This is a genomic window from Pseudonocardia sp. (genome assembly GCF_025965585.1).
Taxonomy (GTDB): domain Bacteria; phylum Actinomycetota; class Actinomycetes; order Mycobacteriales; family Pseudonocardiaceae; genus Pseudonocardia.
The window spans coordinates 1-23,281 of sequence record NZ_JAOPWR010000466.1; the positions used below are offsets into that span (position 1 = coordinate 1).

27 protein-coding genes are annotated in these 23,281 nt (G+C 74.1%); 4 read left to right on the forward strand and 23 right to left on the reverse strand.

Going from position 1 to position 23,281, the window contains the following annotated elements; translation table 11 throughout:
• From trpA to JWR81_RS28535, 5 genes are all read right to left on the reverse strand, one after another.
• Nucleotides 1–761, reverse strand: a 761-nt coding sequence (gene trpA / locus JWR81_RS28515) for a tryptophan synthase subunit alpha (protein ID WP_297659618.1), incomplete at its 3' end; no start/stop codon positions are given.
• Nucleotides 758–2,152, reverse strand: coding sequence for a tryptophan synthase subunit beta (trpB, locus tag JWR81_RS28520; protein WP_297659622.1), 1,395 nt, complete (start codon nucleotides 2,150–2,152; stop codon nucleotides 758–760). The genes trpB and trpA, both read right to left, overlap by 4 nt.
• Nucleotides 2,149–2,973, reverse strand: coding sequence for an indole-3-glycerol phosphate synthase TrpC (gene trpC / locus JWR81_RS28525; RefSeq protein WP_297659625.1), 825 nt, complete (start codon nucleotides 2,971–2,973; stop codon nucleotides 2,149–2,151). Before trpC ends, trpB begins: the two co-directional genes overlap by 4 nt.
• Before the next feature lie 43 nt (nucleotides 2,974–3,016).
• Complete coding sequence (locus JWR81_RS28530; RefSeq protein ID WP_297659628.1) at nucleotides 3,017–3,715, reverse strand: Trp biosynthesis-associated membrane protein; 699 nt, start codon at nucleotides 3,713–3,715, stop codon at nucleotides 3,017–3,019.
• A 139-nt stretch (nucleotides 3,716–3,854) separates the two neighbouring features.
• Entirely contained in the window at nucleotides 3,855–5,408 is a 1,554-nt protein-coding gene (locus tag JWR81_RS28535) for an anthranilate synthase component I (protein WP_297659631.1), read from the reverse strand.
• Nucleotides 5,409–5,437: 29 nt separating this feature from the next.
• On the opposite strand from JWR81_RS28535, the gene JWR81_RS28540 reads away from it, so the two are divergent.
• Nucleotides 5,438–6,058 (forward strand): TetR family transcriptional regulator, encoded by a 621-nt coding sequence (locus tag JWR81_RS28540; protein ID WP_297659634.1) that lies wholly within the window; start codon nucleotides 5,438–5,440, stop codon nucleotides 6,056–6,058.
• A 31-nt stretch (nucleotides 6,059–6,089) separates the two neighbouring features.
• Here JWR81_RS28540 and JWR81_RS28545 read toward each other — a convergent pair whose 3' ends face one another.
• The 9 genes from JWR81_RS28545 to hisD form a co-directional block, all read right to left on the reverse strand.
• A complete protein-coding gene (locus tag JWR81_RS28545) occupies nucleotides 6,090–6,758 on the reverse strand; it encodes a response regulator transcription factor (protein ID WP_297659727.1) in 669 nt (222 codons plus the stop codon).
• A gap of 100 nt (nucleotides 6,759–6,858) precedes the next feature.
• The gene (gene hisI / locus JWR81_RS28550) at nucleotides 6,859–7,221 is read right to left on the reverse strand and encodes a phosphoribosyl-AMP cyclohydrolase (protein ID WP_297659637.1); all 363 of its coding nucleotides are present in this window, start codon (nucleotides 7,219–7,221) and stop codon (nucleotides 6,859–6,861) included.
• Nucleotides 7,218–7,991 (reverse strand): imidazole glycerol phosphate synthase subunit HisF, encoded by a 774-nt coding sequence (gene hisF, locus JWR81_RS28555; protein WP_297659640.1) that lies wholly within the window; start codon nucleotides 7,989–7,991, stop codon nucleotides 7,218–7,220. The genes hisI and hisF overlap by 4 nt, the downstream gene beginning before the upstream one ends.
• A gap of 1 nt (nucleotide 7,992) precedes the next feature.
• Entirely contained in the window at nucleotides 7,993–8,451 is a 459-nt protein-coding gene (locus JWR81_RS28560) for a hypothetical protein (RefSeq protein WP_297659643.1), read from the reverse strand.
• Nucleotides 8,448–9,221: a bifunctional 1-(5-phosphoribosyl)-5-((5-phosphoribosylamino)methylideneamino)imidazole-4-carboxamide isomerase/phosphoribosylanthranilate isomerase PriA gene (gene priA, locus JWR81_RS28565; RefSeq protein WP_297659646.1), complete on the reverse strand. Its 774-nt coding sequence runs from the start codon at nucleotides 9,219–9,221 to the stop codon at nucleotides 8,448–8,450. The genes JWR81_RS28560 and priA overlap by 4 nt, the downstream gene beginning before the upstream one ends.
• A gap of 403 nt (nucleotides 9,222–9,624) precedes the next feature.
• Nucleotides 9,625–10,260 carry an imidazole glycerol phosphate synthase subunit HisH gene (gene hisH, locus JWR81_RS28570; protein WP_297659649.1) on the reverse strand — a complete coding sequence of 212 codons (636 nt, stop codon included), beginning with the start codon at nucleotides 10,258–10,260 and terminating at the stop codon, nucleotides 9,625–9,627.
• 76 nt (nucleotides 10,261–10,336) lie between these two features.
• Entirely contained in the window at nucleotides 10,337–10,936 is a 600-nt protein-coding gene (hisB, locus tag JWR81_RS28575; RefSeq protein WP_297659652.1) for an imidazoleglycerol-phosphate dehydratase HisB, read from the reverse strand.
• The gene (locus tag JWR81_RS28580) at nucleotides 10,933–12,060 is read right to left on the reverse strand and encodes a histidinol-phosphate transaminase (protein ID WP_297659655.1); all 1,128 of its coding nucleotides are present in this window, start codon (nucleotides 12,058–12,060) and stop codon (nucleotides 10,933–10,935) included. The genes hisB and JWR81_RS28580 overlap by 4 nt, the downstream gene beginning before the upstream one ends.
• Nucleotides 12,061–12,094: 34 nt before the next feature.
• Nucleotides 12,095–13,414 carry a histidinol dehydrogenase gene (gene hisD, locus JWR81_RS28585; protein WP_297659658.1) on the reverse strand — a complete coding sequence of 440 codons (1,320 nt, stop codon included), beginning with the start codon at nucleotides 13,412–13,414 and terminating at the stop codon, nucleotides 12,095–12,097.
• Nucleotides 13,415–13,601: 187 nt separating this feature from the next.
• On the opposite strand from hisD, the gene JWR81_RS28590 reads away from it, so the two are divergent.
• Nucleotides 13,602–14,771, forward strand: coding sequence for a macrolide family glycosyltransferase (locus JWR81_RS28590; RefSeq protein ID WP_297659661.1), 1,170 nt, complete (start codon nucleotides 13,602–13,604; stop codon nucleotides 14,769–14,771).
• A gap of 3 nt (nucleotides 14,772–14,774) precedes the next feature.
• Here the strand turns inward: JWR81_RS28590 and JWR81_RS28595 are convergent, their stop codons facing one another.
• From JWR81_RS28595 to nadA, 4 genes are read right to left on the reverse strand one after another with little or no spacing between them, the layout of a single operon-like run.
• The gene (locus JWR81_RS28595; RefSeq protein WP_297659665.1) at nucleotides 14,775–14,942 is read right to left on the reverse strand and encodes a hypothetical protein; all 168 of its coding nucleotides are present in this window, start codon (nucleotides 14,940–14,942) and stop codon (nucleotides 14,775–14,777) included.
• Nucleotides 14,943–14,961: 19 nt separating this feature from the next.
• Complete coding sequence (gene nadC / locus JWR81_RS28600; RefSeq protein WP_297659668.1) at nucleotides 14,962–15,822, reverse strand: carboxylating nicotinate-nucleotide diphosphorylase; 861 nt, start codon at nucleotides 15,820–15,822, stop codon at nucleotides 14,962–14,964.
• A gap of 34 nt (nucleotides 15,823–15,856) precedes the next feature.
• Nucleotides 15,857–17,473: an L-aspartate oxidase gene (locus JWR81_RS28605; RefSeq protein WP_297659670.1), complete on the reverse strand. Its 1,617-nt coding sequence runs from the start codon at nucleotides 17,471–17,473 to the stop codon at nucleotides 15,857–15,859.
• Nucleotides 17,470–18,462 (reverse strand): quinolinate synthase NadA, encoded by a 993-nt coding sequence (nadA, locus tag JWR81_RS28610; protein ID WP_297659673.1) that lies wholly within the window; start codon nucleotides 18,460–18,462, stop codon nucleotides 17,470–17,472. Before nadA ends, JWR81_RS28605 begins: the two co-directional genes overlap by 4 nt.
• Nucleotides 18,463–18,771: 309 nt before the next feature.
• Here nadA and JWR81_RS28615 point away from each other — a divergent pair, with 309 nt between their 5' ends.
• Both JWR81_RS28615 and JWR81_RS28620 read left to right on the forward strand, forming a co-directional pair.
• Nucleotides 18,772–19,470, forward strand: coding sequence for an NUDIX domain-containing protein (locus JWR81_RS28615; protein WP_297659676.1), 699 nt, complete (start codon nucleotides 18,772–18,774; stop codon nucleotides 19,468–19,470).
• Between the two features lie 4 nt (nucleotides 19,471–19,474).
• Nucleotides 19,475–20,167 carry an LON peptidase substrate-binding domain-containing protein gene (locus JWR81_RS28620; protein ID WP_297659679.1) on the forward strand — a complete coding sequence of 231 codons (693 nt, stop codon included), beginning with the start codon at nucleotides 19,475–19,477 and terminating at the stop codon, nucleotides 20,165–20,167.
• Between the two features lie 75 nt (nucleotides 20,168–20,242).
• Here JWR81_RS28620 and JWR81_RS28625 read toward each other — a convergent pair whose 3' ends face one another.
• From JWR81_RS28625 to bioD, 5 genes are all read right to left on the reverse strand, one after another.
• Nucleotides 20,243–20,743 carry a type II toxin-antitoxin system PemK/MazF family toxin gene (locus tag JWR81_RS28625; protein WP_297659682.1) on the reverse strand — a complete coding sequence of 167 codons (501 nt, stop codon included), beginning with the start codon at nucleotides 20,741–20,743 and terminating at the stop codon, nucleotides 20,243–20,245.
• Nucleotides 20,744–20,831: 88 nt separating this feature from the next.
• On the reverse strand, nucleotides 20,832–21,404 hold the full coding sequence (locus JWR81_RS28630) for a GNAT family N-acetyltransferase (RefSeq protein WP_297659685.1): 573 nt from the start codon (nucleotides 21,402–21,404) through the stop codon (nucleotides 20,832–20,834).
• Nucleotides 21,388–21,576, reverse strand: a complete 189-nt coding sequence (locus tag JWR81_RS28635; protein ID WP_297659730.1) for a hypothetical protein — start codon at nucleotides 21,574–21,576, stop codon at nucleotides 21,388–21,390. Before JWR81_RS28635 ends, JWR81_RS28630 begins: the two co-directional genes overlap by 17 nt.
• Nucleotides 21,573–22,580: a biotin synthase BioB gene (gene bioB / locus JWR81_RS28640; protein ID WP_297659688.1), complete on the reverse strand. Its 1,008-nt coding sequence runs from the start codon at nucleotides 22,578–22,580 to the stop codon at nucleotides 21,573–21,575. The genes JWR81_RS28635 and bioB overlap by 4 nt, the downstream gene beginning before the upstream one ends.
• Nucleotides 22,577–23,278 (reverse strand): dethiobiotin synthase, encoded by a 702-nt coding sequence (gene bioD, locus JWR81_RS28645; RefSeq protein ID WP_297659691.1) that lies wholly within the window; start codon nucleotides 23,276–23,278, stop codon nucleotides 22,577–22,579. Before bioD ends, bioB begins: the two co-directional genes overlap by 4 nt.
• Nucleotides 23,279–23,281: the final 3 nt, after the last annotated feature.

The window sequence follows — 23,281 nt, forward strand, 5'->3', positions numbered from 1 at the left end:
GCCAGCTCCACGGCGAGGGCGCGCACGCCGTCGACGCCGTTCTCCTCCGCCGCCGTGACGAACGCGGAGCCGACGATGACGCCGTCGGCGAACGCCGCGACCTCCGCCGCCTGGTCGCCCGACCGCACGCCGAGCCCGACACCGATCGGCATCGTGGTGTGGGCGCGGCAGCGGCCGACGATCTCCGGAGCGGCCGCGTCGACGGCGCCGCGGGCACCGGTGACGCCCATCGTCGAGGTGGCGTAGAGGAAGCCGCGGGACGCCGCGGCCGTGGAGACGATGCGCTCCTCCGTGGACGACGGCGCGACGAGGAAGATCCGGTCCAGCCCGTGCTGCTCCGACGCCGCGATCCAGTCGTCGGCCTCGTCGGGTATGAGGTCCGGGGTGATGAGGCCCAGCCCGCCTGCGGAGGCGAGGTCGCGCGCGAAGGCGTCGACGCCATAGCGCATGACGGGGTTGAAGTACGTCATCACGACAGCCCTGCCGCCGGCGGCGGTGACCCGCTCCACCACCGACAGCACGTCGCGCAGCTTCGTGCCCGCGCGCAGGGCGGTCTCGGCGGCGGCCTGGATGGTGGGGCCGTCCATCACGGGGTCGGAGTACGGAACACCGACCTCGAGCAGGTCGCACCCGCCCTCGACCATGGCGGTAAGCAGGTCCGTCGACCCGTCGACGGTCGGGTAGCCGGCCGGGAGGTACCCGATCAGCGCGCCCCGGCCCTCGGCGCGGCACCCGGCGAAGATCGACTCGACTGCGCTCATCGCTGCACCCCGACCGTGTCCGAACCGGCGGGCGATCCGCCCACACCCGGGGCGGGGACGGTGCCGCTCGGGCGGTCCTCCGGCGTGTCCGTCCCCGGGAGCGTGGCCTCCGCGATGGCGGTGCCGCTCGCGCTCTCGGCGCTCTCGCTGTCGGCGATCATGCCGAACCACTTGGCCGCGGTGTCGACGTCCTTGTCCCCGCGCCCGGACAGGTTCACCAGGATGACGCCCTCGGGTCCGAGCTCGCGGCCGAGCTTCAGCGCGCCCGCGATCGCGTGCGCCGACTCGATGGCCGGGATGATCCCCTCGGTACGGCACAGCAGCGCGAACGCGTCCATGGCCTCGCCGTCGGTGATCGGCTGGTACTCGGCGCGCCCGAGGTCCTTGAGCAGCGCGTGCTCCGGGCCGACGCCCGGGTAGTCGAGCCCCGCGGAGATCGAGTGCGACTCGGCGGTCTGGCCGTCCTCGTCCTGCAGCAGGTAGCTCATCGCGCCGTGCAGCGCGCCGGGCGAGCCCGCGGTGAGGGTGGCTCCGTGACGGCCGGTCTCGACGCCGTCGCCGCCGGGCTCGAAGCCCACCAGCCGGACGCCGGGGTCGTCGAGGAACGCGTGGAAGATGCCGATCGCGTTGGACCCGCCACCGACGCACGCCGCGATGGCGTCGGGCAGGCGGCCGGTGCGGTCGAGCACCTGCTCCCGCGCCTCGAGGCCGATGATGCGGTGGAAGTCGCGCACCATCATCGGGAACGGGTGCGGGCCGGCGACGGTGCCGAGCAGGTAGTGCGTCTCGTCGACGTGGGTGACCCAGTCACGCAGGGCCTCGTTGATGGCGTCCTTGAGGGTGCGGGAACCCGTCTTCACCGGGATCACAGTGGCGCCGAGCAGGCGCATGCGGGCGACGTTGAGGGCCTGCCGCTCGGTGTCGACCTCGCCCATGTAGACCACGCACTCGAGGCCCATCAGCGCGCACGCGGTGGCCGTGGCGACGCCGTGCTGGCCCGCGCCGGTCTCGGCGATGACGCGCGACTTGCCCATGCGCTTGGTCAGCAGCGCCTGCCCCAGCACATTGTTGATCTTGTGGGAGCCGGTGTGGTTGAGGTCCTCGCGCTTGAGCAGGATCCGCGCGCCGCCGGCGTGCTCCGACAGCTTGGCCGCGTCCGTCAGCGGGGACGGGCGGCCCGAGTAGTCGCGGTGCAGGCGGTCGAGCTCGTCGAGGAACCCGCGGTCGCCGCGGGCCTTCTCGTACGCGGTGGCCAGCTCGTCCAGCGCCGCGACGAGCGCCTCGGGGACGTAGCGGCCGCCGTAGCGCCCGAAGTGACCCTTGTCGTCGGGTTCGTGGCCGGACGGCGTGAAGATGCCGTCGCTGGCCTTGGCCGAGGGCTGAGTACTCACCGCATTATTCTGCTGCACGATGGATGGAAACCTGCGGCCACCAGGCTGCGGACCGCCCCCTGGGGGTCGCCGCTGGTCACCAGGCTCTCGCCGGTGAGCACCGCGTCGGCACCCCACCCGGCGTAGGTGAGCAGGTCACCGGGGCCGCGGACGCCCGACTCGGCCACCCGCATCACGTCGCTGGGCAGGCCCGGTGCGATCTGGCCGAAGATGCCGCGGTCGACCTCGAGGGTGTGCAGGTTGCGCGCGTTGACGCCGATGACCTTGGCCCCCGCCTCGAGCGCGCGGTCGGCCTCCTCCTCGGTGTGCACCTCCACCAGCGCCGTCATCCCGAGGGACTCGACACGGTCGAGCAGCGAGTCGAGCGCGTTCTGCTCCAGCGCCGCGACGATGAGCAGCACCAGGTCGGCGCCGAACGCCCGCGCCTCGTGCACCTGGTACGGCGTGACGACGAAGTCCTTGCGCAGCACCGGGATGTCCACCACCGCGCGCACGGCGGCGAGGTCGGCGAGCGACCCGCCGAACCGGCGCTGCTCGGTGAGCACGCTGATGACCCGCGCGCCACCCTCGGCGTAGGACGCCGCGAGCACCGCGGGATCGCTGATGGTGGCCAGGTCGCCCTTCGACGGGCTGCGCCGCTTGACCTCGGCGATCACCCCGATCCCCGGGGCGCGCAGCGCCGCCATCACGTCGCGCGGAGGCGCAGTGGCGGCTGCCCGGCGCTTGATCTCGGCGAAGTCGACCTCCGCCTCGCGGACCGCGAGATCGGCTCTGACGCCGTCCACGATGGAATCGAGGACGCTGCCTCCGCTGTGATCCATGCGGTGGTCCTCCCCTTCGGTTCGACGGGCTCGACGGGTCATGTTAGTCAGCCCCGCGGCCGGCCCCGTCGCCAGGACCGTCCCCGGAGCCCGGGCCGGTCCCCGCCGCGCTGTCCGTCCCGGCCCCGGGCCCGGGAGCCGGATCCGCCGTGGGGTCGCGTCCCGCGTCGAGGTCCTGCCAGGCGGCACGGTCGGGATCGAGCTCAACGGTGCGTTTGCTCGGCGCGGCATAACGGGCCCCGAGCCGCGACAGCCGCGGCTCGCGCAGCACCACCAGCACCCCGATGACGACGAGCAGCAGCCCGCCCGCCACGGCCAGCAGCGGCGCCGCGGTGGTGACGGTCGGCTGGTGGCGCAGCGCGTCCACGCTCACCCCGGACGGCGGCTGCGGCAGCCCCGCAGCGGGGCCGTCGGTGGCGAACGGGGAGCGCAGCAGCGCGGTGACCGCGATGACGGCCACCACCGCGCCCGCCACGGCGAGCAACCCCGCCAGCACCCGGCGTACCACGCCGCCGGTGGCCACGAGCGCGGCCACTCCCGCGAGCGCCACCAGCGCGAACCCCGTCAGCGACGGCGAGACCTGCGCACCGGTGAACGCGACCGCCGAGCGCCCGGCCGGGGTCACCTCGTACCAGGTCAGCGCGGACGCGCCCCACGTCAGGCCGGCCGCGGCGGCCAACCCGAGGCAGGCCAGCCCGAGGGCCCGCCCGCTCCGCGCGGGAACGACGACCGCGGCCGTCACACCGACGCCCCGGTGACGTGACCGGCCCGAAGGCGGTGATCGAGGCGCAGGCGTCGCGGACGATGATCCGCTCGCGACATCAGCGCCGTGGTCGGCGTGGCGGTGGTCGAGCGGCCCGGGGCGGCCGGTCGAGCGCAGGTCACCGGGCCTGCCCGGGCGTGGTCATCGTCGCCGCCGTCGCCACCGCCGAGAGCACCGCGCGGGCCTTGTTGAGGCACTCGGTGTCCTCCGCGACGGGGTCGGAGTCGGCCACGATCCCGCCACCCGCCTGCACGTAGGCGACGCCGTCGCGCACCAGCGCCGTGCGGATCGCGATGGCGGTGTCGGCGTTGCCCGCGAAGTCGAGGTAGCCGACGATGCCGCCGTAGAGGCCACGGCGGGTGGGTTCCAGCTCCTCGATGATCGCCATGGCCCGCGGCTTCGGCGCCCCCGACAGCGTGCCGGCGGGGAAGCACGCGGTGACGGCGTCGTAGGCGTTGCGGCCGGCGCGCAGCATTCCCGTCACCGTCGAGACGAGGTGCATGACGTGGCTGTAGCGCTCGACCGAGAAGAAGCTGCGCACCTTGACCGTGCCGGGCTCGCAGACGCGGCCGAGGTCGTTGCGCCCGAGGTCGACGAGCATGACGTGCTCGGAGCGCTCCTTCTCGTCGGTGCGGAGGTCCTTCTCCAGGAACTGGTCCTCCTCCTCGGTGGCGCCGCGCCAGCGCGTGCCCGCGATGGGGTGCGTGGTGACCACCCCGTCGAGCACCGTGACCAGGGCCTCCGGGCTGGAGCCGACGATCTCGAACCGCTCGCCGGCGGCGGACTCCAGCCGCAGCAGGTACATGTACGGGCTCGGGTTGGTGGTGCGCAGGACGCGGTAGACGTCGAGCGGGTCGGCGTCGCACGCGGTCTCGAACCGCTGCGACACCACCACCTGGAACGCCTCGCCCGCCCGGATCTGCTCCTTCGCGATCTCGACGGCCGCGTGGTGCTCGGCCGGGCTGCGGCGGCGCGTGAACCGCGGCTCGGCCGGTGAGTAGACCGCCACCGTGGACGCGGCCGGGGCGGCGAGATCCTCGGTCATCCGGTCCAGCCGGGCGACGGCGTCGTCGTAGGCCTCGTCGACGCGCTCGTCGCTGGCGTCCCAGTTGATGGCGTTGGCGATGAGGGTGATGGTGCCCTCGTGGTGGTCGACCGCGGCGAGGTCGGTGGCCAGCAGCATCACCAGCTCGGGGATCCGCAGGTCGTCCTCGGTGAGCAGCGGCAGCTTCTCCAGCCGCCGCACGATGTCGTAGCCGAGGTAGCCGACCATGCCGCCGGTGAGCGGGGGCAGCCCCGGCAGCGGCTCGCTGTGCAGCTCCTCGACCACCGTGCGCAGGGCGCTCAGCGGGTCGCCGCTCGTCGGGAGCCCGGCGGGCACCTCACCGGTCCACGTCAGCCGGCCGTCCACCACCGTCATCGCCGCAGCGGACCGCGCCCCGACGAACGACCATCGCGACCACGACCGCCCGTTCTCCGCCGACTCGAACAGGAACGTGCCGGGGCGGTCACCGGCCAGCTTGCGGTAGACCCCGACCGGGGTCTCGTCGTCGGCGAGCAGCCGTCGCGTCACCGGGATCACCCGGTGCCCGACGGCCAGCGCGCGGAACTCCTCGCGGCTGGGCGTGACCGCGCCGAGGGTGCCCGGGGGCGCGATGGCGTGGACGGTCATGACGCCATCCTCTCAGGCGCCCTGCCAGGATGGGGGGCGTGGTCGCAGCGGGAGCACAACCCGGTCCCCGGCGCCGCGGACGGCGTCCTGGAGGGTCCGACACCCGCGGGCAGCTGCTCGAGGCCGCTCGCGTCGAGTTCGCCGAGCGCGGGTACGAAGGCGCCACCGTCCGGCGCATCGCCGACCGCGCGGGCGTCGACGCCGCGATGGTCAACCACTGGTTCGGGGGCAAGGAGGCGCTGTTCACCGCGTCTCTGGACATCCCCATCGACCCCGTCGAGCTCCTCGCCGACATCCTGCCCGGCGATCCCGAGAAGATCGGCGAGCGCGTGGTCGAACGGTTCCTCACGGTCTGGGACGCCACCGGCGGCGGCCCGCTCGCCGCGATGATCCAGAGCATCGCCAGCCACGACGCGGCCGCCCGGATGATGCGGGAGTTCATAGGCAACGTGCTGGTCGGCCGGATCGTGGCCGCCGTGTCGCCCGACCAGCACGAGCTGCGCGCCGGCCTGTGCGGGGCGCAGGTGTTCGGCATGGGCATGGTGCGGTACGTGCTGAAGTTCGAGCCCCTGGCCTCGGCCGACCACGCCACGCTCGTGGCAGCGGTCGCCCCGAGCATCCAGCGCTACCTGACGGGCCCGCTCCCCTGACGCTCCCGGCCACCGCACCGGCCGGAGGAGATCAGGAGTCGACCGGGCGGTGCGGGTCGATGAAGCCTGACTCGTAGGCGCGCACCACCGCCTGCGTCCGGTCGCGGGCGCCGACCTTCGCCAGCACGGTGCCCACGTGGGTCTCGACCGTCTCGACGCCGAGCACCATCTCCCGGGCGATCTCGGCGTTGCACAGCCCGCGGGCCACCCAGCGCAGCACCTCGCCCTCCCGCTCGGTGAGGCCGGCGCCGCGCAGCGCGTCACCGCCGCAGCGGCCGCGGGTGGCCACGAGGTCACGCACCGCCGCGGGGAACAGCAGCGACTCCCCCGCCGCGACCGTCCGCACCGCGCGCACGATCTCCACCGGCCGGGCGCGCTTGAGCAGGAACCCCGCGGCCCCGGCCTGCAGCGCGTCGTAGACGTGGCCGTCGTTGCCGAACGTGGTGAGCACGAGGACGCGGGGCGGCCGGTCCATCGTGGACACGAGGTGGCGGGTGGCGGCGATACCGTCGATCTCCGCCATGCGGACGTCCATCAGCACGACATCGGGCCGGTGCGTGCGGACCAACCCGGGCACGTCGGCCCCGTCGGCACCTTCCCCGCGCACCTCGATGTCGGGCTCCGCCTCGAGGACTGCGCGCAGCCCGGCGCGGACGAGCTCCTCGTCGTCCACGAGCAGCAGACCGATCACGACGACGATCCTGCCAGCGGCAGGCGGTGTGCACCCGCCCACACGCCTGAACCGGGTACCGATATCAGTGCTGTGGCTGGGCCGGCTCGTGGGCAGGTGGGTGAGCGGCTCAGGCGAGCGGGAGGAGGACGTCCGTGTCGAAGCAGGTGCGGGTGCCGGTGTGGCAGGCGGAGCCGGTCTGGTCCACCGTCACCAGCAGCGTGTCACCGTCGCAGTCCAGGCTCACGCCGAGCACCTGCTGGGCGTGGCCCGAGCTCTCGCCCTTGACCCAGTACTCCTCGCGTGACCGCGACCAGTACGTCGCCCGGCCCGTGGTGAGGGTGCGGTGCAGCGCCTCGTCGTCCATCCACGCCACCATCAGCACCTCGCCGGTGCCGTGCTGCTGGGCGACTGCGCACACCAGCCCGTCGGCGTTGCGCTTGAGTCGGGCGGCGATCGCGGGGTCCAGCGCCGAGGTCTCCACGCGTGTCATCGCGCCTCCACGCCCGCGACCCGCAGGCTGTCCTTCACGTCCTTGATCCGGAAGTGGCCGAAGTGGAACACCGTGGCGGCGAGCACCGCGTCGGCCCCGGCCCGGACGGCGGGCAGGAAGTGCTCCACCTCGCCCGCGCCACCGCTGGCGATCACCGGCACGTCCACGGCCTTGCGGACGGCCTCGATCATCCGCAGGTCGAAGCCCGCGCGGGTGCCGTCGGCATCCATCGAGTTGAGAAGGATCTCGCCCACACCCAGCTCCTGGCCGCGGACCGCCCACTCCACGGCGTCGATCCCAGTCCCGCGACGGCCGCCGTGGGTGGTGACCTCCCACCCGGACGGGGTGGGCTGCTCGCCGTCGGGCACCGTGCGCGCGTCCACCGACAGCACGATGCACTGCGCCCCGAACCGGCGGCTGGCCTCGTGCAGGAGCTCGGGGCGCAGGATCGCGGCGGTGTTGATGCTGACCTTGTCGGCGCCCGCCCGGAGCAGGACGTCGATGTCGTCCGTCGCGCGGATGCCGCCCCCCACCGTGAGCGGGATGAACACCTGCTCGGCGGTGCGGCGCACGACGTCGAGCATCGTGGCGCGCTCCCCCGACGACGCGGTGACGTCGAGGAACGTCAGCTCGTCGGCACCCTCCGCGTCGTACACGCGGGCCATCTCGACGGGGTCGCCCGCGTCGCGCAGGTCAGCGAAGTTGACGCCCTTGACGACACGCCCGGCGTCGACGTCGAGGCAGGGGATGACACGCACCGCAACGGACACGCTACGAGCCTACGGCGCACGCCTTGGCGGCCGCGACGGCCGCGTCGTCACCCGGGAAGGTGCTGGTGACGACCGTGGTGCCGACCGCGTCGGACGTGCCGCCCGTACCACTGACGAACGTGGCGCTGCCATCGGAGAAGGACGCGGCGGCCGTGTCGGTGCTGAACGTGGCGACGGTGATGCGGTTGACGCCCTTGGGAAGGTCGGTGCGCGGGACGTCCACGGCCACGGCGGCGACGCCTCCCGGTGGGGCGTCGGGCAGCTGTTCCACGGTGGCACCGGGCGCGGCGGCGGTGAGACAGCGCACGAGCGAGGTGGCGTCGGGTGCGGCCGGGTCGGCGCTGGCCGGGGCGGACACGGCGGGCGCGGGCACGGCCGGTGGTGACGCCGCTCCGGACCCGCAGCCCGCCAGCACGAGCGGCGCGAGCAGGAGCAGGCAGACGACGGGGCTCCTGCTCATCCGGCGTGCCGGGCTCCGGCCCGGGCCTCGACGTCCCGCATGGCGGCCAGCGCCTCCGGCAGCGTGAAACGGCCGGCGTAGAGCGCCTTGCCGACGATGGAGCCCTCGATGTTGGCGCCGGCGGCGGCGGCCTCGGCGAGCGCGACGAGGTCGGTGACCTCGGCGATGCCGCCCGACGCGATCACCGGCGCGGGCGTGGCCGCGGCGACGTCGCGGAGCAGGTCGACATTGGGACCGCGCAGTGTGCCGTCCTTGCTGACGTCGGTGACGACGTAGCGGGCGCAGCCATCGCGGTCGAGGCGGGCGAGGGTCTCCCACAGGTCGCCACCGTCGGTGGTCCAGCCGCGGGCGGCGAGGCGGTGGTTGCCGTCGACGATGCGCACGTCCAGCCCGACGGCCACGCGGTCGCCGTGCCTCGCGATGGCCGAGGCGCACCACTCGGGGTTCTCCAGCGCGGCGGTGCCGAGGTTGACGCGCGTGCAGCCGGTGGACAGGGCCCGTTCCAGCGAGGCGTCGTCGCGGATGCCGCCGGACAGCTCGACCGACACGTCGAGCTCCCCCACGACCCCGGCCAGCAGCTCGGCATTGGAGCCCCGGCCGAAGGCGGCGTCGAGGTCGACGAGGTGGATCCACTCGGCGCCGTCGTTCTGCCACTGCAACGCGGCCTCGCGGGGCGCGCCGTAGCCGGTCTCGGTGCCCGCCTCGCCCTGGACCAGGCGCACGGCCTGGCCGTCCGCGACGTCGACGGCTGGAAGCAACGTGAAGCTCACGGTCGGTCACCCTACCCAGCACACGCGGCAGGATCGCCGCACGGCCCGAGTGGTGCGGTGACCCGTCCCGAGCGCACGACGATCGGCGCACCGGACCGCGCCCGCCGCCCTACGTTGATCGGCATGGAGCGCAACGGTGCGCGCACGCTGGTGGCCGGTGTGACCGGAGTGCTCGGCGTCGGCACCGCCCGCGCGCTGCACGACCGGGTCGCACGGCTGGTGCCGGCCGGCCGCGACGGCGACCGGCTCGGGAAGCCGGCTGCGGAGCTGGGCGACCGCGGCCCGGTCGGCCCCCTCGCGGCGTTGCCGGCGTTGCGAAGACTCCCGGTATCAGCTCCGAGCGGCGCCCTGCGGGAACCACCTGGACCCCGCGATCAACCCGGCGACGCCCGTGGCCACCGCACTAGCCGACGATGTCGCGAAGCCAGTTCTGCAGCACGGTGGCGCCGGCGTCGCCGGACTTCTCCGGGTGGAACTGCGTGGCCGACAGCGCCCCGTTCTCGACGGCGGCCACGAAGTTCTCTCCGTGGTGCGCCCACGTGACGAGCGGCGGCCGCAGGATCTCCGACGGCTCCATCTCCCAGCGCCGCACGCCGAAGCTGTGCACGAAGTAGAAGCGCGTGTCGGCGTCGAGGCCGTTGAAGAGCGTGGTGCCTGCCGGGGCCGTGACGGTGTTCCAGCCCATGTGGGGCAGCACGTCGGCCTTGATCCGCTCGACGGTGCCGGGCCACTGTCCGCACCCCTGGGTGCGCTCGCCCCACTCGACGCCGAGGTCGAACAACACCTGCATGCCGACGCAGATGCCCAGCACCGGACGGCCCCCGGCGAGCCGGCGCTCGATGATGCGCGGTCCGTCGACGCTGCTCAGCCCGGCCATGCACGCCGCGTACGCCCCGACGCCCGGGACGACGAGCCCGTCGGCGTTCAGCGCGGCGTCGCGGTCGGCCGTGACCGTGACGTCGGCGCCGACGCGGCGCAACGCACGTTCCGCGGAGCGCAGGTTGCCCGACCCGTAGTCCAGCACGACGATCGACGACACGGGACCAGCCTATCGGGCGGTAGCGCGGTCAGGTCGGAGGCGGTTCGGGGAGGACCGGACAGATCGGGTGCTACCGCTACAGCGTGCCCTTCGTGGAGGCGATGCCGGTGATCCGCGCGTCCGGCTCCACCGCCGCGCGCAGGGCGCGGGCGACGGCCTTGAACTCCGCCTCGGTGATGTGGTGGGGGTCGCGACCGTCGAGCACCCGGACGTGCAGCGCGAGGTGGCCGTGGAAGGCCAGCGACTCGAACACGTGCTTGTTCAGCACCGTCGGGTAGTGGCCGCCGACCACGAAGCCCTGCATGACCTCGGGCTCGCCGGTGTGCACCGTGTAGGGCCGCCCCGAGACGTCGACGACGGCCTGGGCCAGCGTCTCGTCCATCGGGATCATGGCGTCGCCGAAGCGGCGGATGCCCTTCTTGTCCCCCAGCGCGTGGCGCAGCGCCTGGCCCAGCACGATCGCGACGTCCTCGACGACGTGGTGGACGTCGATGTGGACATCCCCCTCGGCCCGAACGGTCAGGTCGAACGCGCCGTGCTTCCCCAGGGCGTCGAGCATGTGGTCGTAGAACGGCACACCGGTCGAGATGTCGGTGATGCCGGTGCCGTCGAGGTCGATCTCGACGACGACCTTGGACTCCTTGGTGACCCGCTCGACGCGGCCGATCCTGGTCACGCGACCTCCTCGTCCACGACGTCCACTGCGACCTGCAGGAACGCGTCGTTCTCCTCCGGTGTGCCGACGGTGACACGCAGGCGCCGGGGGATCCCGACATCCCGGATGAGCACGCCGCGGTCCAGGAAGCTCCGCCATGCGCGGGGCGCGTCGGTGAACTTCCCGAACAGCACGAAGTTGGCATCGCTGGGCACCACGTCGTAGCCGGCGGCGGCCAATGCTGCCACGACCCGGTCACGTTCGGAACGCAGCAGCGCCACCGAACCGAGCGTGGCGCCGGCGTGTCGCAGGGCGGCGCGCGCGGCGGCCTGGGTGAGGACCGACAGGTGGTAGGGCAGCCGGACGAGCTGCAACGCGTCGACGACGGCCGGCGCCGCGGCGAGGTAGCCCAGCCGCCCGCCCGCGAACGCGAACGCCTTACTCATGGTGCGGCTCACGACGAGCTTGTGGCCGTGCGTGGCCAGCAGCGTGATGGCGCTGGGCCGGTCGGAGAACTCGGCGTAGGCCTCGTCCACCACGACGATGCCCGGTGCGGCGTCGACCAGCCGGGCCAGGTCGGTGGGCTCCATGGACTGCCCGGTGGGGTTGTTCGGGCTGGTCAGGAACGTGACGTCGGGGGCCCGCTCGCTCAGCAGCGCCGCGGCGGCGTCGACGTCCACCGTGAAGTCGTCCCGGCGCGGCGCGGGCAGCCACTCGGTGCTCGTGCCGCCGGCGATGATCGGGTGCATCGAGTACGACGGCTCGAACCCCACGGCCGTGCGCCCCGGCCCGCCGAACGCCTGCAGGATCTGCTGCAGCACCTCGTTGGAGCCGTTGGCGGCCCACACGTTCGCGCTGGAGAGGACCACCCCGGTGGCACTCGTCAGGTAGGCGGCGAGGTCGGTGCGCAGCGCGACGGCGTCACGGTCGGGGTAGCGGTGCAGCTCCGCGGCCACCTCGTGCGCGGCGGCCGTGACGTCGTCGACGAGCCCGGGGGGCGGCGGGTACGGGTTCTCGTTGGTGTTGAGCCGCACCGCGACGTCGAGCTGCGGGGCACCGTAGGGGCTCTTGCCGCGCAGGTCGTCGCGCAGCGGGAGCTGCTCGAGCGTGACCTCGGCCCCCACCGTCTCGAGGGTGCCGGTCATGACGCCGCATCCGTGGGGAGGACCACGTCGGCGGTCATCGCGCGAACCGGGCCGTGACGGCCTGTCCGTGCGCAGGGAGATCCTCGGCGGTGGCCAGCGTGACCACCGCGTCGGCCGTGTCGCGCAACGCCTCTTCCGTGTACTCGATCACGTGGACGCCACGCAGGAACGTCTGCACCGACAGCCCCGACGAGTGCCGGGCGCAGCCGCCGGTGGGCAGGACGTGGTTGGAACCGGCGCAGTAGTCGCCGAGCGACACCGGCGCCCAGGGGCCGACGAAGATCGCCCCGGCGTTGCGGACGCGCAGGGCCACCGCGCGGGCGTCGGCGGTCTGGATCTCCAGGTGCTCGGCCGCGTAGGCGTCGACCACCGCGACACCGTCGTCGAGGTCGGAGACGAGCACGGTGCCCGACTGCGGGCCCGACAGCGCGGTGCGGATGCGTTCGAGGTGCTTGGTCTGCGGCACCTGGCGCTCCAGCTCGGCGTCGACGGCGGCGGCGAGCTCCTCCGACGTCGTGACCAGCACGGACGCCGCGTTGGGGTCGTGTTCGGCCTGCGAGATGAGGTCGGCGGCGACGTGCACCGGGTCGGCCGTGTCGTCGGCGAGCACCGCGATCTCGGTGGTGCCGGCCTCGGAGTCGATGCCGATCAGGCCGCGCAGCAGGCGCTTGGTGGCGGTGACGTAGATGTTGCCCGGGCCGGTGACCATGTCGACCGGCTCGAGATCGGCGCCGTCGGTGTCGGTGCCGCCGTACGCGAACAGTGCCACGGCCTGCGCGCCGCCGACCGCCCACACCTCGTCGACGCCCAGCAGCGCGGCCGCGGCCAGGATCGTGGGGTGCGGGAGCCCGCCGTACTCGGCCTGCGGCGGCGACCCGAGCACGAGCGACTCGACGCCCGCGGCCTGCGCCGGCACCACGTTCATGATCACGCTGGACGGGTAGACGGCCAGGCCGCCGGGTGCGTAGAGCCCCACGCGGCGGACCGGCACGAACCGCTCGGTGACGGTGCCGCCCGTGACCACATCGGTGACGACGTCGGTGCGGCACTGGTCGGCGTGCACCTTCCGGGCGCGCTCGATCGACAGCTCCAGTGCCTCGCGGACGGCCGGGTCGAGCGCGGACAGCGCGCCCTTGAGCGTCTGCTCCGGCACGCGGACGGCCGCCGAGCGGACCTTGTCGAACTGCTCGCCGAACTCCAGCACGGCCTCGACGCCCCGGTCGCGCACGGCCTCGACGATGGGCCGCACCCGGTGCAGCACCGCGTCCACGTCCATCTCGGCGCGGGGCAGCAGGCCCCTGAGCGTCGCGGTGCGGGGCAGCGGTTCGGCGCGGAGGTCGAGTCGGCGGAGCATGGCCCCAGGGTACGGGCCGCGTAGCCGCCGCCCGTGCGCGGTGATCGTGGCCGGGGCAGCGGTATCCGCGCACGACCCGCCGCCGCGGGCGTCGCCGCCGGGACCGCGCCGTCGCGGGGGCCGCGGGGGCCGCGGGGGCCGCGGGATTAGCCTGACGTCCACACCGGAGACCGGTCGGGGGCCGTCGATGAGTGACTACCTGTTCCTGCCCATGCCCGCCCACGGGCACGTGAACCCCACGCTCGCCGTGGCCGCGGAGCTCACCGAGCGCGGACACCGCGTCACGTACCTGCTGCCCGAGGCGTTCCGCGGCGCCGTCGAGGCCGCGGGGGCCGGCCTGGTCACGTTCGACCAGCCCGACGGCGGGCCGCCACGGTTCGCGGCGGGCTCGCCGCCACCCATCGGAGCGCTGATGGAGCGGCTGCTGAGCACGGCCGAGACCGTCGCCGAGCCCCTGCGGTCCCTGTACGACGAGATGGCTCCCGACCTCGTCGTGGGCGAGACGATGTCGCTGTGGGCCACGATGCTCACGGCGTCGCGGTCGGCGGCCTCGGCCCGGATCTCGCCCTCGTACGTGTTCGGACCGAACTCCCCCGCGATGGCGCGGATGGCTCACGGACGCGGGACGGACAGGCCGCCGTTCGACGTCGAGCGCATGGCCGCCGTGGCGCGCAGCTACGGCCTGCCGGGCGCCGACCCGGGCCTGGTGTGGGCACCCGGCCCGCTCACCGTGGTGATGATGCCCGCCGAGTTCCACCCCGGCCGTGAGCTGTTCGACGACACCGTGCACTTCGTCGGGCCCGCGCTGGGGCGCCAGGAGGAGACGAGTGGCTTCCCGCTGCCCACCTCGCCCGCGCTGTACATCTCGCTGGGGACCGTGTTCAACGACCGCGCCGACTTCTTCCGCGACTCCCTCGACGCGTTCGGCGGCCAGGAGCGGCCGGTCGTGATCAACCACGGCAGCCGGCTCGGCCCGTCCGACTTCCCCGTCGTCCCCGCGAACGTCACCCTCGCCCCGCACGTGCCGCAGGTGGAGGTGCTCGCCCGCAGCGCCGCGTTCGTCACGCACGGCGGGATGGGCAGCACCATGGAGGCGCTGGCCGCGGGGGTGCCCATGGTGGTCGTTCCGCAGATGGTGGAGCAGGAGGTGACGGCCGACCGCGTCGCGGAGCTGGGCGCGGGCGTGCGGCTCGACCCGGCGGACGTCACGCCGGCGCGGCTGGCCGAGGCGGTCGACCGCGTGACAGGCGACCCCTCCTTCGCTGCCGAGGTGCAGCGGTTGGGCAAGACCGTGCGGGAGGCCGGTGGCGCTCCCGCCGCGGCGGACCTGCTGGAGCGGGCTGCGGCTCGGCCGTGAAGCTCAGGCCGCGGCGGTGACGAGGCCCTTGAGCAGACCGCGCAAACGGCCCGACGTCGACGTCCGGGACTGGACGACGTCGGTGGCGCTGTCCACCAGGCCCCCGTCGGCCGTCAGCTCCGCGGCCGCGTGCTGGCGACCGCCGGCCCGAGCGGCCCGGGGCGGGCACACCCCGGGCCTTCCGCGGCGGTCAGGGTGTGGCGAGGTCGAGGCCCAGGTCCAGCGCCGTGACGGAGTGCGTGAGGCCGCCCACCGAGAGGTAGTCGACTCCCGTCTGCGCGTACGCGCGGGCGTTGGCCAGCTGCAGCCCGCCCGACGACTCCAGCCCGGTGGGCAGGCTCCCCCGCCGCCGGACGGCCTCCGCCGTGGTGGCGACGTCGAAGTTGTCCAGCAGCACCAGCTCGGCGTTCAGGGCGAGCACCTCGTCGAGCTGGTCGAGGGAGTCGACCTCCACCTCGCACGGCAGGTCGGGTGCGTGCGCGCGGGCCGCGGCCAGCGCCGCCCCGACCGAGCCGGCCGCCGCGACGTGGTTGTCCTTGATGAGGACGGCGTCGCCGAGACCGAGCCGGTGGTTGGCCCCGCCCCCGCAGCGCACGGCGTACTTCTCCAGCAACCGCAGCCCCGGCAGCGTCTTGCGGGTGTCGCGGATCCGGGCGTGCGTGCCGGCCACGGCGTCCACCCAGGCCGCGGTGGCCGTGGCGACCCCGGAGAGGTGGCACAGGAGGTTCAGCGCCGTGCGCTCGGCCGTCAGCAGGCTGCGCACCGGCGCGCGGACGACCAGCGCGGCGTCGCCGGCGGCGAGCCGGTCGCCGTCCGCCCGCTGGGAGAGCACCTCGTAGTCCCCGACGACGGTGTCGAGCACCGCCAGCGCGACGGGCAGCCCCGCGAGCGTGCCCGGCTGCCGGGCCGCGAACGACCCGACGGCGATCGCGTCCGCCGGCACGGTGGCCGCCGTCGTGGCGTCGGGCCCGTAGCGCAGGTCCTCGGTGAGCGCGGTGTCGACGACGCGGCGCAGGTCGTCGAGGTCGGGCCCGATCAGTGTGACTGTCATGATTCCGCCTCCGCGGGCAAGGCAACGTCGGCGGTCATGCCGCCCCCACCTGGACGTTGCTGGTCTGCACCACCGGACGGCCGGTGGCGTCGAGCGCGATCTCCAGGCTCTGGCGCTGCCAGACGTCGTCGCGCTCGGGGAAGTCACTGCGCACGTGGCAGCCGCGGCTCTCGGTGCGGGTGCCCGCGGCCGCGAGGACGGCCTGCGCGATCAGCGTCAGCGCCGCGTCCTCGACGCCGGCGCGGTCGACGGGCACTCCGATGCCGGTGGCGGCCTCGATCGCGTCGGACGCCCCGGCGAGCCCGGCCCCGTCTCGGCCGATGCCGGCGGCGCCGGTCATGGCGCGCTGGACGACGCCGCGAGGCGCGATGGGCACCACGGGCGACGGCGCGAGGGTCGGCGCTTCGCGCAGGACGCGGCGGTCGGCGGCAACGGCCCTGGCCACCCGCGCCCCGACGACGAGGCCCTCGAGCAGGCTGTTGGAGGCGAGCCGGTTGGCACCGTGCAGGCCGGTGCGGGCCACCTCGCCCGCCGCGTAGAGCCCGGGGGCGACCGTGCGACCGTTCGCGTCGGTGACGACGCCGCCGCACGCGTAGTGCGCCGCGGGCGTCACGGGGATGGGCTCACGGACCGGGTCGATCCCGGCCTCCCGGCACGCCCCGAACACGGTCGGGAAGCGGCGGGCGAAGTCCTCCAGCGCACGGGCGTCGAGATAGACGCAGTCGGTGCCGGCCTCGAGCATCCGCCGGGTGATGGCCGCGGCGACGACGTCGCGCGGGGCCAGGTCGGCGAGCGGGTGCACTCCCGTCATGAACCGCGTGCCGGCGCGGTCGAGCAGCACCGCGCCCTCGCCGCGGACGGCCTCGGTGACGAGCGGACGCCGGCCGGTGGCCGGCCCGTCGTAGAGCACCGTCGGGTGGAACTGCACGAACTCCAGGTCGGCCGCCGTGGCACCGGCGCGCAGTGCGAGCGCGACGCCGTCGCCGGTGGACGTCTCGGGGTTGGTGGTGGAGGCGTACATCTGGCCGTAGCCGCCGCTGGCCAGCAGCACCGCGGGGGCCCGCAGCACGCCGGGGCGACCGTGGTCGTCCAGCACTGCCAGACCGGTGACGTGGCCGCGCTCGTCGCGCACGGCGTCGACGGCGAGGTGGCCGGTGAGCAGTGGCAGCCGGCTGTCCGACGCCGCGGCCACGAGCGCGCGCTCCACCTCCGCACCGGTGGCGTCGCCGCCCGCGTGGACCACGCGGAAGGCCGAGTGCCCGCCCTCGCGGGTGCGGGCGAGCCGGCCCCCCGCTGTGCCGATGCCCGGTCCCACACGCGGATCCTCCGTGTCGAAGACCGCTCCCCGCGCCCGCAGCCGGGCCACGGCGGCGGGTCCGTCGCGCAGGATCGAGGCGACGGCGGCGGGATCGCACAACGCGGCGCCGGCCGTCAGGGTGTCGGCGACGTGCGCCTCGACGCTGTCGCCCGGCACGTCCCCGACCACGACCGCGACCCCGCCCTGCGCCCAGCGCGTGGACCCGGAGTCGACGGCGTCCTTGGTGACGACGAGAACGCGCAGCCCCAGAGCGGCGGCGTCGAGCGCGGCGGTGAGCCCGGCGACCCCGGACCCGACGACGACGAGGTCGGCCTCGGCCTCCCAGGTGCTCATTCCCCACCGCCGGGCTGACCGATCGCGATCATCCGCTCCACGGCGCTGCGGGCGCGGGCCGCGAGCTCGGGGGCGACCGTGACCTCGTCGCGGTCCTCGCGCAGCGCCCGGAGCAGCTTCTCCGGCGTGATCATCTTCATGTAGGTGCAGCTCGCGCGGTCGTTGACGGCGCGGAAGTCGATCTCCGGCGCGGCCTTGCGCAGCTGGTGCAGCATGCCGACCTCGGTGGCCACCAGGACCTGCTTCGACGTGGACGCGCGCGCGGCGTCGAGCATGCCGCCCGTCGAGAGGATCTTGACGCGGTCCGCGGGTACCGCACCCGTGCCGGTCAGGTAGAGCGCCGACGTGGCGCAGCCGCACTCCGGGTGGACGTAGAGCTCGGCGTCGGGGTTCTCCTCGGCCTTGCGCGTCAGCGTGGCGCCGTTGATGCCGGCGTGGACGTGGCACTCCCCCGCCCAGACGTGCATGTTCTGCCGTCCGGTGATGCGGCGGACGTGCGCGCCCAGGAACTGGTCGGGCAGGAACAGCACCTCGCGGTCGGCCGGGATCGACGCCACGACCTCCACCGCGTTGGACGACGTGCAGCAGATGTCGGTCTCGGCCTTCACCGCGGCGGTGGTGTTGACGTACGACACGACCACGGCGCCGGGGTGCCCGGCCTTCCACTCCCGCAGCTGGTCGGCGGTGATGGAGTCGGCCAGCGAGCAGCCCGCGTTCGCATCCGGGATCAGCACGGTCTTCTCCGGGCTGAGGATCTTCGCGGTCTCGGCCATGAAGTGCACGCCGCAGAACACGATGGTCGACGCCGGGGACTCGGCCGCGATCCGCGAGAGCGCCAGGGAGTCCCCCGTCACGTCGGCGACGTCCTGGATCTCCGGCAGCTGGTAGTTGTGCGCCAGCAGCACGGCGTCCTTCTCGCGCGCCAGGGCGCGCACCTCGTCCGCCCAGCCGGGTTCGAGTCCCGTGGGCAGCAGCTCCGACATCGGCATGTGGTCTCCCGTCGTTTTCGACTGCGAGTCGTAAACAGGTGTGAGGCTAGCAGCCGGGCACCCCTCGCCACATCCCCCACGTGACCGGAACCTCACCGCCCGGCAATCCCCCGTTCACCGGTCCCACCCACGAGTCGACATGTCCGAGATGTACACGAGCGCGCACGAGTGCGTCCGCGTGCGCGAGTCATGTTCCGCGTGCGCGGGTCGACCCGGACGGCGGCCCGGGTCGGCACGATCCGGCGCCGGGAGCGGGATGCCGCGCGGCGGTGCACGGCCGGTCCCGGTGATCCGCCTACGATCCGCCCCATGGGGCGACACAGCGAGCACGAGGTGCTGGCCGCCGTCCTGCAGATCCGCGGCGGCGCCCTCCAGGTGCTCGCCTGGCACCGGGCGATGCCCCCCGACGCCGGACGGTGGGCGCTCCCGGGCGGCCGCCTGCGCGACGACGAGGACGTCGAGGCGTCGGTGCGCCGGCAGCTCGCCGAGAAGGTCGACGTGCGCGAGGTCGCCCACGTCGAGCAGATCGCGGTGTTCTCCGCCCCCGACCGCGTGCCCGGCACCCGGACGATCGCGACGGCGTTCCTCGGGCTGGTGCCGTCCGACGCCGACCCCGCGGTCCCCGACGACACCGCCTGGCATCCTCTGCGCCGGCTCCCCGACACCGCTTTCGACCACGCCACGATCGTCGACGCCGCCCAGGAGCGGCTGCGCGCGAAGCTCTCCTACACCAACCTCGGCTTCGCGCTGGCCCCCCGCGAGTTCACGATCTCGGCCCTGCGCGAGCTCTACGCGACGGCGCTCGGCCACACCATCTCGGCCACCAACCTGCAGCGCGTGCTCACCCGCCGGGCCCTGCTCGAGCCGACGGGTGCCGTCGCCCCTCCGGGGCCGTCCGGCGGCCGGCCCGCTGCGCTCTTCCGGTTCACGGACCGATCCCTTCGGGTGACGGACGCGTTCGCGGTGCTCCGGCCGCCGGGCGAGCACGCACGCGGAGCCGTACCGTAGGCGTGTGGCCGAGACCCTTCCGCTGTTCCCGCTGGGAACGGTACTGATGCCGGGGGCCTCGCTGCCGCTGCACATCTTCGAACCCCGCTACCGGCAGCTCACCGTCGACCTCGTCACGGGCGCCGTCCCGGGCAAGGAGTTCGGTGTCGTGGCCGTACGCGAGGGCTGGACCGCCGACGACGACGGCATCGACGGACTGCACGCCATCGGCTGCACCGCCGAGCTGCGCGACGTCCGCCGGCTGCCCGACGGCCGCTACGACATCGTGACGCGCGGTGCCCGGCGGTTCCGGCTGCTCAGCCTCGACGCGGAGTCCAAGCCGTACCTGATGGGGTCGGTGCAGTTCCTGCCCGACGTCGAGACGGACGCCGACAAGGGCGCCGACGCGGCCGACATGACACGGATGCTCAGCGCCTCGGCGCGCGACGCCCACCGCCGCTACTGCGCCACGGCGTGGAAGTCCGGCGACTGGTCCGAGCCGGAGGCCGACATCGGGGCCGGCAACCTCCCCCACGTGCTGGCGGCCGACTGCCTGCTGCCGATGTCCGACCGTCAGCGGCTGCTCGAGATGACCTCCCCCACCGAGCGGCTGCGGCTGGTGCGCGTCCTGCTCGCCCGGGAGACGGGCCTGCTCACGCAGCTGCGCGCGGTGCCCGCCCCGATCACGACCTACGCGGTGGAGCACAGCTTCAACTAGCAACGCCCCCCGCGAGTCGCGGCACGGATGCCGCGGGTCGGGGGCGGAGTGCGCGCGAATCGCGGCGCGCGTGTGTCAGCTCCAGCCGTACCGGCTCCGCAGCTCCCCCGCCACGCGCTCGAAGCGGTCGCGGTCGAGCACCGCACCCTCGCGGCGGATGGCGTGCTCACCGATCTCCAGCACGCGGTCGAGCCGGACGAACGACTCGCGCCCCTCGCGGTCCCAGACGCCGGAGCCGATGGAGATCCAGTCGCGGTCGTCGGCGCGGCTGTGCCGGCTCGACAGCATCAGCCCGAGCAGGTCGCCGTCCCCCCGCCCGACGACGAGCAGCGGCCGGTCCTTGCCCCGCCCGTCGTTCTCCTCGAACGGCACCCACACCCACACGATCTCGCCGGGATCGGCGGCGCCGTCGAGGTTCGGGGTGTAGGAGACGGCGCGGGCCCGCTCACCGGCGGGCGCGCTGCGGGCCTGCGTCCGCGGCGGGGCGGCGACGGTGCCCTGCTTCTGCTGCGACGACGACAGCAGGTCCATCCCGATCTTGACCACCTGCTGCAGCAGGCTCCCCCAGTTCGCCATGGGCGACAGCATGGTGCACCGCGGTGCGGCGGGCGTTCCGGGGTCGGCTCGCGATCATGACGGGCCCGTGCGCAGGGCCAGGGGGCGGCTACACCTCCAGGCCGTTGCGGTCGATCTTCTCCCCTGCCGGCCAGTCCTCCATGGGTGAACACACCGGCAGCACCATCGACGCGCCGTCGTAGACCTGCACCTGCCCGTCGGCGCGCACCATCCGCGTCGGGTTGGGGACCCGCACCCAGCCGCCGCGCTCGTAGAACGCCGCCACCGCCTCCCCGCAGGTGAGGAAGCCGAACGGCATCCCCAGCCCGCGCAGCGTGGTGGCCGCGCGCGCCAGCAGCTCCGCGCCGACGCCGTTCCCCTGCACCGACGGGTCGGCGGCCACCAGACCGACGTCCCCGAGGAGCAGGGACGCCTCGCCGGCCCGCACGAACCGGCGCAGGATCCCGAGGTGCGCGACGATCCGCGGCCCGTCGCGGCCGATGAGCCGCAGCTCGGGCCGCCCGCTCGACCAGCTGCGGAACCCGGTGAACGGCGTCCGCGAGTACGGGAAGCAGCGCGCGAACAGCACGGCCAGCGCCGCATGCTCGTCGGGGGTGACGTCGTCCTCCCAGGTCTCCGACCACGAGATCGGGGCCCAGGAGACCTCAGCCGGTGCGCTCACCGTGCCGGCTGCAGCGCGCCGTCCACCCGGTCGGCGTGACCTGGACGACCATGCGCCGCGCGCAGTCGGCGCAGTAGCGCGGTGGCTCCAGCTCCCGGCGCGCGGCGCAGCGCGGGTGCTCGTCCTCCTCGGACGGCTTCCCGCACTGGTCGCAGAACATCAGCAGGGTCACAGCGTGTCGTTCAGGGCCTTGATCGGCATCTGCAGCTCGCCGAGCAGGTCGATGTCGGACTCCGCGGGGCGGCCCAGCGTCGTCAGGTAGTTGCCGACGATCACGGCGTTGACGCCGCCGAGCATGCCCCGGCGTGCCCCGAGGTCGCCGAGGGTGATCTCGCGGCCGCCTGCGAAGCGCAGCACCGTGCGCGGCATCGCCAGCCGGAACGCCGCGACGGTGCGCAGCGCGTCGGGTCCGGCCATCGGCTCGAGGTCGCCGAACGGGGTGCCCGGGCGCGGGTTGAGGAAGTTCAACGGCACCTCGTCGGGCGTGAGCGACGCGAGCTGTGCGGCGAACTCCGCACGCTGCTCCAGCGACTCCCCCATGCCGACGATGCCGCCGCAGCACACCTCCATGCCGGCCTCGCGCACCAGCCGCAGCGTCTCCCAGCGCTCCTCCCACGTGTGCGTGGTGACCACGTTGGTGAAGTGCGACCTCGCCGTCTCGAGGTTGTGGTTGTAGCGGTGCACGCCCATGGCGGCCAGCTGGTCGACCTGCTCGGGGGTGAGCATGCCCAGCGAGCACGCGATGTTGATGTCGACCGCGTCCTTGATCGCCGCGATGCCCGCCGCGACCTGCGCCATCAGCCTCGCGTCCGGCCCGCGGACGGCGGCGACGATGCAGAACTCGGTGGCCCCGGTCTTGGCGGTCTGCTTGGCCGCCTCCACCAGCGACGGGACGTCGAGCCAGGCCGAGCGCACCGGCGACTCGAACAGCCCCGACTGCGAGCAGAAGTGGCAGTCCTCGGGACAGCCGCCGGTCTTGAGCGAGATGATCCCCTCGACCTCGACCTCCGGGCCGCACCAGCGCATGCGCACCTCGTGGGCGAGCTCCAGCAGGTCGTCGAGGGCGTCGTCGGGGAGACGGAGCACGTCGAGCACCTGTGCCTCGGACAGGCCGACGCCCTCGTCCAGTACCTGGGTGCGGGCGAGGGCGAGGATGTCCGACTGCGTTGTGGTCACGGCTTCGGAGTGTGCCATTCGCCCCCCAGCTCCGCCGCCAGGGTGTGACGCGCAACCCGGAGGAACTCGTCGGGCGCGAGCACACCGGCACCGTCGGGCACCGCCCCGAGCAGCGGGACGCCGGTGACGACAGGCAGGTCGGCGAGGTTGCACTCCGCGGCGAGGTCGGGCTCGGCCGGCCACGCGCCGACCACCACGCCCGCACACTCCAGGCCGCGTGTGCGCAGCGCCTCGGTGGTCAGTGCGGTGTGGTTGAGCGTGCCCAGGCCGGCAGCGGCGACGACGAGGACGGGCACGTCCAGCGCGGCGGCGACGTCGGCCAGCGTGCCGTCGTCGTCGAGACGGACGAGCAGCCCGCCCGCCCCCTCGACGATGACGAGGTCGTGGTCGGCCGCGAGGTCCGTCGCGGCCCGTGCCGCCTCCCCCGGTGTGACGGGCGCGACGCCGGCGCGACGCGCGGCCGTCGCGGGGGCGAGCGGGTCGGGGTAGCGCGCGAGCTCCCGCCCGGTGACGCCCGGGACGAGCCGTGCGACGTCGGCGAGGTCCCCCGGCTCGCCGGGGCCGACGCCGGTCTGAGCGGGCTTGAGCACCGCCACCCGCGCCCCGCGGGCCAGGGCCAGCGCGGCGACGGCGGCGGTGACGACCGTCTTGCCGACGCCGGTCCCGGTGCCGGTGACGACGAGCACCCGCCCGCTCACGCG

What these genes read in the sequence shown, in the direction of transcription:
- nadA (WP_297659673.1), bottom strand. Translation starts at nt 18,462, where the DNA reads ATGCCGATGTCGGAGCTGCTGCCCACGGGACTCGAACCCGGCTGGGCG.
- hisI (WP_297659637.1), bottom strand. Translation starts at nt 7,221, where the DNA reads ATGACACGCGTGGAGACCTCGGCGCTGGACCCCGCGATCGCCGCCCGA.
- JWR81_RS28560 (WP_297659643.1), bottom strand. Translation starts at nt 8,451, where the DNA reads ATGAGCAGGAGCCCCGTCGTCTGCCTGCTCCTGCTCGCGCCGCTCGTG.
- nadC (WP_297659668.1), bottom strand. Translation starts at nt 15,822, where the DNA reads ATGACAGTCACACTGATCGGGCCCGACCTCGACGACCTGCGCCGCGTC.
- JWR81_RS28615 (WP_297659676.1), top strand. Translation starts at nt 18,772, where the DNA reads ATGGGGCGACACAGCGAGCACGAGGTGCTGGCCGCCGTCCTGCAGATC.
- JWR81_RS28605 (WP_297659670.1), bottom strand. Translation starts at nt 17,473, where the DNA reads ATGAGCACCTGGGAGGCCGAGGCCGACCTCGTCGTCGTCGGGTCCGGG.
- JWR81_RS28580 (WP_297659655.1), bottom strand. Translation starts at nt 12,060, where the DNA reads ATGACCGGCACCCTCGAGACGGTGGGGGCCGAGGTCACGCTCGAGCAG.
- JWR81_RS28535 (WP_297659631.1), bottom strand. Translation starts at nt 5,408, where the DNA reads ATGACCGTCCACGCCATCGCGCCCCCGGGCACCCTCGGCGCGGTCACG.
- JWR81_RS28540 (WP_297659634.1), top strand. Translation starts at nt 5,438, where the DNA reads ATGGGGGGCGTGGTCGCAGCGGGAGCACAACCCGGTCCCCGGCGCCGC.
- JWR81_RS28590 (WP_297659661.1), top strand. Translation starts at nt 13,602, where the DNA reads ATGAGTGACTACCTGTTCCTGCCCATGCCCGCCCACGGGCACGTGAAC.
- trpC (WP_297659625.1), bottom strand. Translation starts at nt 2,973, where the DNA reads ATGGATCACAGCGGAGGCAGCGTCCTCGATTCCATCGTGGACGGCGTC.
- JWR81_RS28625 (WP_297659682.1), bottom strand. Translation starts at nt 20,743, where the DNA reads ATGGCGAACTGGGGGAGCCTGCTGCAGCAGGTGGTCAAGATCGGGATG.
- hisD (WP_297659658.1), bottom strand. Translation starts at nt 13,414, where the DNA reads ATGCTCCGCCGACTCGACCTCCGCGCCGAACCGCTGCCCCGCACCGCG.